At 36.0% G+C, this 11,481-nt stretch carries 14 protein-coding genes; 13 read left to right on the forward strand and 1 reads right to left on the reverse strand.

Annotated features, from left to right (window positions below; all coding sequences use genetic code 11):
- The first annotated feature begins 23 nt into the window (after positions 1 to 23).
- The 10 genes from rpsK (at position 24) to MOO44_RS05565 (ending at position 6,914) form a co-directional block, all read left to right on the forward strand.
- Entirely contained in the window at positions 24 to 416 is a 393-nt protein-coding gene (gene rpsK, locus MOO44_RS05520; protein WP_260116174.1) for a 30S ribosomal protein S11, read from the forward strand.
- Between the two features lie 78 nt (positions 417 to 494).
- Positions 495 to 1,445: a DNA-directed RNA polymerase subunit alpha gene (locus MOO44_RS05525; protein WP_260116175.1), complete on the forward strand. Its 951-nt coding sequence runs from the start codon at positions 495 to 497 to the stop codon at positions 1,443 to 1,445.
- A 17-nt stretch (positions 1,446 to 1,462) separates the two neighbouring features.
- Positions 1,463 to 1,846 (forward strand): 50S ribosomal protein L17, encoded by a 384-nt coding sequence (gene rplQ, locus MOO44_RS05530; protein WP_260116176.1) that lies wholly within the window; start codon positions 1,463 to 1,465, stop codon positions 1,844 to 1,846.
- A gap of 168 nt (positions 1,847 to 2,014) precedes the next feature.
- A complete protein-coding gene (locus tag MOO44_RS05535) occupies positions 2,015 to 2,854 on the forward strand; it encodes an energy-coupling factor transporter ATPase (protein WP_423802930.1) in 840 nt (279 codons plus the stop codon).
- Positions 2,824 to 3,705, forward strand: coding sequence for an energy-coupling factor transporter ATPase (locus MOO44_RS05540; protein ID WP_260116178.1), 882 nt, complete (start codon positions 2,824 to 2,826; stop codon positions 3,703 to 3,705). Before MOO44_RS05535 ends, MOO44_RS05540 begins: the two co-directional genes overlap by 31 nt.
- Positions 3,698 to 4,492, forward strand: coding sequence for an energy-coupling factor transporter transmembrane component T family protein (locus tag MOO44_RS05545; protein ID WP_260116179.1), 795 nt, complete (start codon positions 3,698 to 3,700; stop codon positions 4,490 to 4,492). Before MOO44_RS05540 ends, MOO44_RS05545 begins: the two co-directional genes overlap by 8 nt.
- 4 nt (positions 4,493 to 4,496) lie before the next feature.
- Positions 4,497 to 5,294, forward strand: coding sequence for a tRNA pseudouridine(38-40) synthase TruA (gene truA / locus MOO44_RS05550; protein WP_260116180.1), 798 nt, complete (start codon positions 4,497 to 4,499; stop codon positions 5,292 to 5,294).
- A 122-nt stretch (positions 5,295 to 5,416) separates the two neighbouring features.
- Positions 5,417 to 5,860 carry a 50S ribosomal protein L13 gene (rplM, locus tag MOO44_RS05555; protein ID WP_260116181.1) on the forward strand — a complete coding sequence of 148 codons (444 nt, stop codon included), beginning with the start codon at positions 5,417 to 5,419 and terminating at the stop codon, positions 5,858 to 5,860.
- A gap of 13 nt (positions 5,861 to 5,873) precedes the next feature.
- A complete protein-coding gene (gene rpsI / locus MOO44_RS05560) occupies positions 5,874 to 6,266 on the forward strand; it encodes a 30S ribosomal protein S9 (protein ID WP_260116182.1) in 393 nt (130 codons plus the stop codon).
- Positions 6,267 to 6,338: 72 nt separating this feature from the next.
- Positions 6,339 to 6,914 (forward strand): ECF transporter S component, encoded by a 576-nt coding sequence (locus tag MOO44_RS05565; RefSeq protein WP_260116183.1) that lies wholly within the window; start codon positions 6,339 to 6,341, stop codon positions 6,912 to 6,914.
- 41 nt (positions 6,915 to 6,955) lie between these two features.
- On the opposite strand, the gene MOO44_RS05570 is transcribed toward MOO44_RS05565, so the two are convergent.
- Complete coding sequence (locus MOO44_RS05570; RefSeq protein WP_423802901.1) at positions 6,956 to 7,219, reverse strand: DUF2187 domain-containing protein; 264 nt, start codon at positions 7,217 to 7,219, stop codon at positions 6,956 to 6,958.
- Positions 7,220 to 7,378: 159 nt separating this feature from the next.
- Between MOO44_RS05570 and MOO44_RS05575 the strand changes: the two genes are divergently transcribed.
- The 3 genes from MOO44_RS05575 to pcrA all read left to right on the forward strand — a co-directional run bounded on the left by MOO44_RS05575 (position 7,379) and on the right by pcrA (position 11,471).
- Positions 7,379 to 7,951, forward strand: a complete 573-nt coding sequence (locus MOO44_RS05575) for a xanthine phosphoribosyltransferase (RefSeq protein WP_260116185.1) — start codon at positions 7,379 to 7,381, stop codon at positions 7,949 to 7,951.
- Between the two features lie 23 nt (positions 7,952 to 7,974).
- A complete protein-coding gene (locus MOO44_RS05580) occupies positions 7,975 to 9,093 on the forward strand; it encodes an ATP-grasp domain-containing protein (protein ID WP_260116186.1) in 1,119 nt (372 codons plus the stop codon).
- A 107-nt stretch (positions 9,094 to 9,200) separates the two neighbouring features.
- The gene (gene pcrA, locus MOO44_RS05585; RefSeq protein ID WP_260116187.1) at positions 9,201 to 11,471 is read left to right on the forward strand and encodes a DNA helicase PcrA; all 2,271 of its coding nucleotides are present in this window, start codon (positions 9,201 to 9,203) and stop codon (positions 11,469 to 11,471) included.
- Positions 11,472 to 11,481: the final 10 nt, after the last annotated feature.

Genomic DNA, 11,481 nt, shown 5'->3' on the forward strand with positions numbered 1-11,481 from the left:
ATAGAAGGAGGTAAATAATTCTCATGGCAACTAAGAAAAGAAATACACGTAAGCGTCGTGTAAAGAAAAATATTGAATCCGGTGTTGCTCATATTCACTCTACATTCAATAATACTTTAGTAATGATTACTGATACTCAAGGAAATGCAATTGCCTGGTCTTCTGCTGGTGCTTTAGGTTTCCGTGGTAGTCGTAAATCAACTCCTTTTGCTGCTCAAATGGCTGCAGAAGCTGCTGCTAAGACTTCAATGGAACATGGTATGAAAACCGTTGAAGTAGCTGTTAAGGGTCCTGGTTCAGGTCGTGAATCAGCTATTCGTGCACTTCAATCTACTGGATTAGAAGTTTCAGCTATTCGTGATGTAACTCCTGTTCCTCATAACGGATCTCGTCCTCCAAAGCGTCGTCGGGTTTAAGGTTATTTATCCGTTATTTGCTTAACGGGAATAAACTTTTATTGACTCGCAACGCTTTGAAAGGGGTAGAAGATAAGAATGATTGAATTTGAAAAACCTGATATTCATAAAATTGATGAAACCGATAACTATGGTGAAGTTGTTGTAGAACCATTAGAACGTGGTTATGGAACAACCCTTGGTAATTCTTTAAGAAGAATTTTACTTTCATCTTTACCTGGTGCTGCAATTACCAGTGTTCAAATCGATGATGTTTTACATGAATTTTCTACCATTAAGGGTGTTGTGGAAGATGTTACGCAAATTATTCTTAATGTTAAAAAAATTGATTTGAAAATTGAAGGTTCAGATGATGTCGAAAAATCTTTTGAGATCAATGTTACTGGGCCCGCTAATGTTACTGCTGGTGATATTGAAGCTGACGCAGATGTTACGATCTTAAATAAGGATTTACACATCGCTACGGTTGCAGAAGGAACTACTTTCCATATGCGTTTAACAGCAAATAAGGGTCGTGGTTATGTATCTGCAGATGAAAATAAGGAACAAAATGAAGGAATGCCAATCGGTGTTTTACCAGTTGATTCCATTTATACCCCAATCGAACGTGTAAACTATCAAGTTGAAAATGCACGGGTTGGTCACAAAGCTGATTATGATAAGTTAACGCTAGATGTTTGGACCAATGGTTCCATGACTCCTAGTGAAGCTGTTAGTTTAGCTGCTAAAATTCTAACTGATCACCTTAATATGTTTGTTAACCTTACTGATGAAGCTAAGAATACAAAAGTAATGGTAGAAAAAGAAGAAACGCATAAGGAAAAGATGTTAGAAATGACAATTGAAGAATTGGATCTTTCTGTTCGTTCTTACAATTGTTTAAAACGTGCTGGGATTAACACGGTTCAAGAACTTACTGATAAAAGTGAACCAGATATGATGAAGGTTCGTAACTTAGGTCGTAAGTCACTTGATGAAGTTAAGGTTAAGCTAAATAACCTTGGTTTATCCCTACGTAAAGAAGATTAAAAGGAGGATATCCAGATATGAGTTACCGTAAATTACAACGCACTAGTGCTCACCGTCGTTCATTACTTCGTAATTTAACCACTGATTTATTAGTTAATGGTCAAATTAAGACTACTGAAGCACGTGCTAAAGAAGTTCGCTCAACCACTGACAAGATGATTACTCTTGGTAAGCGTGGAGATCTTAGTGCTCGTCGTAAGGCTGCAGCATTTTTACAAAATGTTGTTGCTGATGCTAAGGAAAGTGGCGACACTGTAACTGTTCAAACTGCTTTACAAAAGCTCTTTGATGACGTTGCGCCTAAGTATTCCGACCGTAATGGTGGATACACTCGCATGTACAAGACCATGCCTCGTCGTGGTGATGGTGCTGCGATGGTTATTTTACAATTAGTTGATTAATTGTTTATAATTTCATATTAAGTGAAATCACTAGGGTTAGTAATATAGAACGTTATGATGATGGGAATCCCGAGTCTAGTTCGAATGTAGATTTTTATCTACGCATTGCTAACCTGTTAGTGATTTTTTTATACATAAATTTACTAAAGTAGAATTGAGGGATTACCAATCGAGGATTACATTATTAAAGTTAATCATTTAAAATATAGATACTCAGAAAATGATGACTATTCATTGAATGACGTTTCATTTAATGTTAAACGGGGTGAATGGCTATCGATTATCGGTCACAACGGTAGTGGGAAAAGCACTCTGGTTAGCGCGTTAGATGGACTAATTAGTATTGATAGTGGTTCAATTGAAGTGGATTCGATTGATTTAAATCCTGATTCGGTTTGGGAAGTTCGGGATCGAATTGGATTGGTGTTTCAAAATCCTGATGATCAATTTGTTGGTGCAACTGTTGAAGATGATGTTGCATTTGGTCTGCAAAATCATAATATTGAATATAATCAGATGCATCAAATTGTTAATAAAGCATTAGATGCAGTTGGTATGAGTGCCTTTAAAATGAAATCGCCGTCTAATTTATCTGGTGGCCAAAAACAACGAGTTGCGCTAGCTGGAATTATCGCTTTGCATCCACAAATTATTATTTTAGATGAATCTACTAATATGTTAGATCCAGCTGGTAAAGAACAAATTCTGTCAGTAATAATGGATTTAAAAGAACGCTATAAATTAACCGTCATTTCAATTACACATGACGTAAATGAATTAAAATTAGCTAACCGCATTCTAGTTATGAATGATGGGAAGGTTGTTGATGAAAACACGCCATCAGAAATATTTAGCCAACCTCAAAAATTGATTAATATGGGGTTAACATTGCCATATCCGGAAATAATTAAACGCCATCTAAACAAGTTAGGAGTTGAAACTCCTGACCAATATCTAAATGAAGGAGCATTTATAAAATGGATTCAACAATTTCCTTTGAAAAAGTAAATTATCTGTATCAACCCAATACACCATTTGAATCTAGGGCATTATTTGATATTGATTTTAATGTTGCCCATAAAGATTTTATTGCGTTAGTGGGACATACTGGAAGTGGTAAATCAACTTTAATTCAACAAATTAATGGGTTGTTAATACCTACCTCTGGCTCAGTTATGATCAACGATATCATTTTAAATTTAAAGACTGCTGTTAAACAAATTGATGGAGTTAAAAAAATAGTTGGAATGGTGTTTCAACAACCAGAAAATCAGCTATTTGAAGAAACGGTTGAAAAAGACATTGTTTTTGGCCCCCGTAATTTTGGGGTTCCTGAAGCTGAGCTCCATCAATTAGCAATTGATAGCCTAAAAATGGTCGGATTGAGTGAAAAGCTACTTAAACGCTCACCATTTGAATTATCAGGTGGACAGATGCGACGAGTCGCAATTGCTGGGATTCTAGCAATTCACCCGCAAATATTAGTATTAGATGAACCAACCGCAGGGCTGGATCCGGTGGGGCAGGCTGATATTATGAACCTAGTTGAGAAACTACGGACAAAATATGGGACGACTGTCGTATTAGTGACCCATCAAATGGAGCTAGTGGCAGAATTTGCTAATCGGGTCATTGTTTTAAGCCATGGGAAGTTGAAATTTAATGGGACTCCTAGAGAACTATTTAATGCCCCTGGCTTATTAACTAAAATGAATTTAGCAGTTCCACAGACAATTAGTTTTGTTGATCGGTTAACTAGTGCTGGCATTAAGCTTGATTCGTTTCCACTAACGCCCGATGAATTAACAATGGCGCTGATGGATAAAATAAATTTTAAAATGAGTGGTGAAAATGAATAAATTATTACTAGGTCGATACATTCCGGGTGATTCTATTGTTCATCGAATGGATCCTGCTTCTAAAATTATGTTATCAATCTTCTTTGTTTTGATTATTTTTTTTGCTAATAATGTGCTTACCTATGGCTTAATGATTGGATTGGCGTTTGTTTCTGTAGTAGCATCCAAAACGCCGCTACGGTTTTTTATTAGGGGAATTAGACCACTAATTTGGGTAATCATCTTTACAGTAGTGATTCAAATTTTATTTGATAATACTGGTCGCATTATATTTAAGTATGGTTTTTTAATGGTGACCGATGATGGATTAAAGACGGCTGGATTTATTTTCTTACGATTTTTATTAATTATTATTTTTTCAACCGTATTAACATTAACGACAGATCCGTTAGCAATTGCGACTGGAATTGAAAAGTTATTAATGCCATTAAAACGATTTAAATTTCCGGTTTATACCATGTCGCTTATGATTTCAATATCATTACGATTTGTGCCAACCCTAATGGATGAAACCGAGACGATTATTAAGGCCCAAAGTTCACGAGGGGTTAATTTTAAACAGGGGAATATTATTGTTCGTGCTAAAAAGATGGTTCCAATTTTAATTCCATTGTTTATTAGTTCATTTAAACATGCTGAAGGGCTGGGACGTGCAATGGAAGCACGTGGATACCGCGATGGTGATAACCGTAGTCGTTATCATATTTATAAGGTTACCAAATTAGATATTTATACATGGTTGATTTTTATTTTAGTGGGTATTTTAGTAATTACATTTAGGGGGTAAGCAGTTGGCAAGGTTTAAAGTGGTGTTAGCTTATGATGGGACTAATTTTGCTGGATTTCAAAGGCAGCCGCATCAACGAACAGTTGAGGGTGTATTGACTAATGTTATTAATAAGATGGCTAAGCATCCTAATCCAGCAATTATTGTTTATGGTTCAGGTCGAACCGATGCTGGAGTGCATGCACTGGGTCAGGTGATTCACTTTGATTTTCCATTTAAAATTAGTGAAATTGGGATGTTAAAGGGAATTAATAGTATGTTGCCACTGGACATGGAAGTGAGCCAAGTTATCATTGTTGATGATGATTTTCATGCTAGATACGACGTTTCTGGAAAACGGTATCTGTATCGATTTGATTTAAGTGAATTTATAAACCCCTTTAAACGGTTTTATACTGGTCATTGGCGGTTTCCTGTGGATATCAATAGAATTAAGCAGGCAATTCCGTCGTTAGTCGGTGAACATGATTTTTCTAGCTTTGTTGCTTCTGGTTCCACGGCGAAAACAAACGTTAGAACAATTTATGAAGCCACTTGTTACTTAGATCGTAAGCAAAATGAAGTTGTGTTAGAATTTTATGGAAATGGATTTTTGTATAACATGGTTAGAATTATGGCTGGAGTATTGATTGAAATTGGCTCAAATCGAAGAGATGTCAATGATATTGAGCGACTTTTTAAAGTTAAAAATCGGAATCAAGCTCGATTGACGGCACCGGCTAGTGGGCTTTATTTAAAAAGAGTTTACTATGAAGGTGATGATCCTGACCACCCAACTAAATTACCAGTTAAACAAAGGTAATTTTTTATTGACTTTATTAGCTAATCTTTGTATCATTGTAGTTGGTATTGTTTGCCCCACAATAAAGCCCCGGAAACTTTTAGTTGGTGTCGAACAAACACAGAAACATGGAGGAATTCAAATTGCGTACAACATATATGGCAAAACCAGGTGAAGTAGAACGCAAATGGTACGTAGTCGATGCAGATGGTATCGAACTAGGTCGTTTATCAACCGTAGTTGCTTCTATTTTAAGAGGAAAAAATAAACCTACATTTACACCAAACGTTGATACTGGTGATAATGTTATTGTTATTAATGCTTCAAAGATTGCTTTATCAGGTCGTAAGGCCGCTAACAAGGTTTACTACCATCACTCAAGTTACATTGGTGGTTTAAAATCTAAGACAGCTGGTCAAATGCGTGAAGATACCCCAGAAAAGTTAATTGAAACTTCTGTTAAGGGGATGTTACCTCATGGTACTTTGGGTCACCAAGTATTCTTGAAGTTACACGTATACGCTGGTGAAGATCACAAGCATGAAGCTCAAAACCCAGAAAAGTTAGACATTAGTAAATTAATTTAAGGAGGGGACTAATTTGGCTCAAGTACAATATCGCGGCACTGGTCGTCGTAAAGATTCAACTGCACGAGTACTCTTAGTACCCGGTACTGGTAAGGTTATCATTAATGATAAGCCAGTAGAAGAATACATTCCATTTCCAAACTTACGTGAAGTAATCATGCAACCATTCAATGTTACTGAAACTTTAGGTAACTACGATGTTCATGCAAACGTAAATGGTGGTGGTTACTCTGGTCAATCTGGAGCAACTCGTCACGGAATTGCACGTGCATTACTAGATGTTGACCCTGATTTTCGTGGTCCATTGAAGCGTGCTGGTTTATTAACTCGTGACCCTCGGATGAAGGAACGTAAGAAACCAGGTTTGAAGAAGGCCCGTAAGGCTGGACAATTCTCAAAACGTTAAAATTCAATTTTATACATTTTGGCTCTGTTTCCGTTTGGAAGCAGGGTTTTTTTATTCGGAGGGCTAATTTTAATGAATAGAAACTATCATTTGGTAGCTAGATCAATCTTCATTGCACTAATTTTAATTCAAACAACGATTCCAGGATTGGGTTATATTCCATTTGGACCATTAAGTTTAACCATTATTCCAGTCACTGTAATACTAGCTGCAGTTTTATTAGGAACTACTGATGGAATGCTAATTGGTGGAATTTGGGGAATCATTACATTTATCCGGGCGTTCTTCTGGCCGACTAGTCCATTAGCACAGTATGTCTTTATTAATCCACTCGTGTCCATTTTACCAAGAATACTGATTGGACTAGTGGCAGGAGTAATCTTTAATAGGATTATCCGCTATAATCACCGAAAAGCATGGCTAGCGATTGTTGGTGGATTGGGATCGTTAACTAATACGATTTTCTTACTCGGCATGATTTATGTATTTTATCATGGTTATGCACACGAACTTTATCATATTAATGTAAAAGCACTGCTCCCTTATCTTTTGACTGTGTTAGCAACTAATGGATTGTTAGAAGCGTTAATCGCAGCTGGATTAACTCCGCTAATTGCCACGCCATTATTGAAATTTACCAAAAAATAAAAATAACAGCATCCAATTTTGGATGCTGTTATTTTTATTAACTAATCTTCTTTTTTAGGTTCTTCCTTCTTATGAGGCGCAGCTTTAATCATCTTTAACTTCTTATTATTGATAACCACCTTATTATGGTATTTATCCACAATTGCAGGATCATCAGAATTAAATGAAATAAGGAATGAATTGGTGTATCTTTTTTCAACAATTCCAGCAAATTTTTGTTTTTCTAATGTAAAAGCAACTTGATCACCAACATCGTACTTGGCTTGTTCAGGACTAAGTTCAGTATTTTTAGCCAAAAAGCTCATCTCCTAAAAACAGTTTATCCTTTGCAATATAACTAAAAATTGATTGAATGTCAATTTATTTTATTAAAAATTGTTACATATCATTGAAATAAGATTGTTTTTAATTTTAAATCTAGTTAAAATAAAGCATAAATAGATTCTTTTGATGGGAGCACTATAATGAAAATACTTGAAGAGCGGATTAAATCTGAAGGCTTGGTTTTACCTGATAACATTCTAAAGGTTGATCGTTTTTTAAATCATCAAATCGATCCTAAATTAATGGATCAAATTGGGGCTGAGTTTGCAAAGTTATTTAAAAATGATCGAATCACTAGAATTTTAACTGTGGAATCATCTGGAATTGCACCGGCAGTGTTTGCTGGACTTCACTTAGGCGTACCGGTGGTATTTGCAAGAAAGCATAAGAGTTTAACTCATAATTCTAATGTTTATTCTGCTGATGTTTATTCATATACTAAGCAGGTTACTAATCAAATTAGTATTGATGAACGCTTTGTTAACGCTAATGATCGGGTATTAATTATTGATGATTTTTTAGCCAATGGACAGGCAGTATTAGGTTTGCTAAAAATAATTAATGACGCTGGTGCTATGGCATGTGGAGTGGGAATTGTAATTGAAAAGAGTTTTCAAGACGGCCATAAATTAATTACTGATCGTGGAATTAAACTAGAGTCACTTGCTAGAATTAAATCCCTTTCAGGAAACCAAGTTACGTTCGTGAAATAATTTATTTGAAAGTAGTGGTTTAATTGGCAAATAATTTTATTTATCCTGGTGATACACTTGGGATTATTAATAATGATGTAAATTCATTTAACTTAATTATGGAAGCTAAGAAGAATGGAATCAAAGTCGGAATGTACACTGATAATGCTGATAATCAATATGATTCGATTGCAGATTTTGTAATCAACGGTTCGCTTAAGGATGCTGATAAATTGATTGACTTTGCAAAAAAGTGTGACGTTGTTACCTATAATTCCATTAGGACTGATGCTGACTTAGTTAATTTTATTTCACAGTTCACCCGGGTTCCACAGGGACATGATATGTTAGAAATTATGAACGATCGATTGATTGAGCAAGCTTTTTTAAGTGAGTTAAACGTTAATACGCTTCCTTACGTTACAATTGTTGAATTGACGGATATTTATAATTCGATTGATTCAATTGGGTATCCAGCAATTTTAAAGCCAATCCAAAAATCGTTTTTTAATGATCAACAATTAGTGATTAATAATCAAGTTGATATTGCTAAGGCTTCGATAATGCTTGATCGAGGAACCTATATTTTGGAACCATATATTGAACATGAATTCGAATATACTTTAAACATCGTTCATGGCATGAAGGATGCTCCCAAATTAATGCCATTAGTACAATGCAGATATAATGGTAATCAATTAGTTAGTGCTTCAAATATTACTAATTTATCTAAGGCTGCACAAAATGAAATGAATCGAATTGGATATAACATTGCTGATCATCTGAACTACTTTGGTGCTTTTAAAATTAAGTTTATGATTAATAATAGTGATACCATCTACATTAAAATGATTGAGCCAAAGCTAGATATAGATGCAATGATTTTTGATCGATGCATTGAAAGCGTTACCCAGGGGCATTTAAGAGCAATCTGCGGTTTGCCTACTTATCCTGAAGTGGATGATGATACGTTCTTCTTGAGGACGTTTACTCAAAATCAAATGGATGAAATAAAACGACAGTGGGCGTTGAAACCGGGGTGGCAATTCGTATTTTATACTAAGGGCGAAAATGAATATGGGGTAGTTGGTCATATTTTGGTTCCCACAAAGGATTTAAATAAAACTTTAGAACAAGTTAATAATTCTGATATTTGGAATTGATTGAGCGTCGGTATATTTAATATACCGACTCTTTTATGTTATTAGTGCTTAAAAAATGGCTATGCTATAATAATAAAGATAAGAAACTGAGAGAGGATTGAATAGAGTTGTCCAAAAACGAACTTTTAGTAGGGATGAACGATAAGCAAACTGAAGCGGTCTTAAACACCGATGGCCCGCTTTTAATTATGGCTGGAGCTGGAAGCGGGAAAACTCGCGTTTTAACCCATCGAATTGCATACTTAATCCAAGATAAGCAAGTTTTGCCTTGGCACATTTTGGCAATTACATTTACTAATAAAGCTGCTCGTGAAATGAAGGAACGGGTAGTTAATTTGTTAGGTCCCAGTGGGAATGAAGTTTGGGTTTCGACATTCCATGCTCTTTGTGTAAGGATTTTAAGACGGAATATTGATAAATTAGGCTATGACCGTGCATTTACGATTGCTGGAACTAGTGAACAGCAGACGTTAATTAAAAATATTTTGAAGGATTTAAATTATGATCCTAAAACTTATAATCCACGGTCGATTTTATCATCAATTTCTAATGCTAAAAATGATTTACAGTCACCAGCTGAATTCATCGCCAAGAATGAATCAGTGGGGAATCCATTTATTAAGGTGATTGGTGAAGTTTATGATCGTTATCAAAAAGAACTCCACCGGAATCAGTCGGTTGATTTTGATGACTTAATTATGATGACAATTCAATTATTTGAACAAGAACCAGAAGTTCTGAAATACTATCAGGATAAATTCCAATACATCCATGTTGACGAATATCAAGATACTAATGAAGCCCAATATCGTCTAGTTCACATGTTGGGTGAAAAGTATGAAAACGTTTGTGTAGTTGGGGATGCTGATCAAAGTATCTACGGCTGGCGTGGTGCGAATATGAATAATATTTTGGATTTTCAAGATGATTATCCAAGTGCCCACGTTACACTGTTGGAACAAAATTACCGTTCAACGAAAACGATATTAAAGGCTGCTAATTCAGTTATTCAAAATAATGATGAACGAAGGGATAAGAACCTTTGGACAGAGAATGCTGTAGGTGAAAAAATTACTTACTATCGAGCTCAAAGCGAGGCCGATGAATCACGGTTTGTAGTTACAAATATTAAATCTGAAATGAATGATAATCATTATTCATATGGTGATTTTGCTGTTTTATACCGGACCAATGCACAATCACGGGTAATCGAAGAAACATTACTTAAATCTAATATTCCATATACCATTGTCGGTGGTCATAAGTTTTACGATCGAAAGGAAATTCAAGACATCTTAGCGTACCTAACGCTAATGGCTAACCCTAGTGATTCAATGAGTTTACAACGGATCATTAACGAACCTAAACGTGGAATTGGTGCTGCCAGCGTTGATAAGTTAGTTACGTTTGCTAATGAAAATAATTGGAGTGTTTTCGAGGCTTGTCAAAACGTTGAACTAAATAATGAGCTCGGAAGTCGTGCCCGGAAGGCAATTGATAATTTTGGTGCAGTGATGACTGATTTACAAAATCAGGTTCCTAAACTATCCGTAACTGATTTAACGAATGAAATTTTGGAAAAAACAGGCTATTTGGCTACGTTAAAGGCTTCTAAAACTCTGGAAGCTAGTGCTAGAATTGAAAATATTGAAGAATTTTTATCCGTAACGAAGCAATTTGATGACGCCCACCCAGATAGTGAAGAGGCGGGCAGTGCACTTGTTGATTTCTTATCTGATTTATCATTGGTTTCTGCACAGGATGATATTGCTGAAAACACGCCCGAAGTAACTCTAATGACGTTACACGCTGCTAAGGGATTGGAATTTCCCGTGGTCTTTATGATTGGGATGGAAGATAACATCTTCCCACTTTCAAAGGCAATGAGTGACTCAAAGGAACTAGAAGAGGAGCGTCGTCTAGCATACGTTGGAATTACTCGAGCGCAAAAGAAGTTGTACTTAACGAATACCTTTTCTAGAATGCTTTATGGACGTCGGCAGACCAACCCAGCATCTCAATTTATTGAGGAAATTAATCCTGATTTGATTGATGCAGTTAATTCCAATGGCCGAAGTACCAATGGTGGTGGTTTAAAAACGCCGTTCGATACACCAAACAACCGGCAGGCGCGTTTTGCTAACTCTTCACCGTACCAGGGGCCTACTAGCCATAATAAGAAAACAAGTTCCAATCAATCAGGTGCTGCAAGCCAGTCTTGGATCGTTGGTGATAAGGTTTCGCATAAGGCATGGGGAACTGGAACCGTAGTCAAAGTTGATGGAACGGGTGAAAACATGGAACTAGACATTGCATTTCCAGATCCGACCGGAATTAAGCGGTTATTAGCTGCATTTGCACCAATTACTAAGGAATAGCTCTTTTGAG

Origin of the sequence: Nicoliella spurrieriana, from assembly GCF_023380205.1 — a bacterium.
GTDB lineage: Bacteria > Bacillota > Bacilli > Lactobacillales > Lactobacillaceae > Nicoliella > Nicoliella spurrieriana.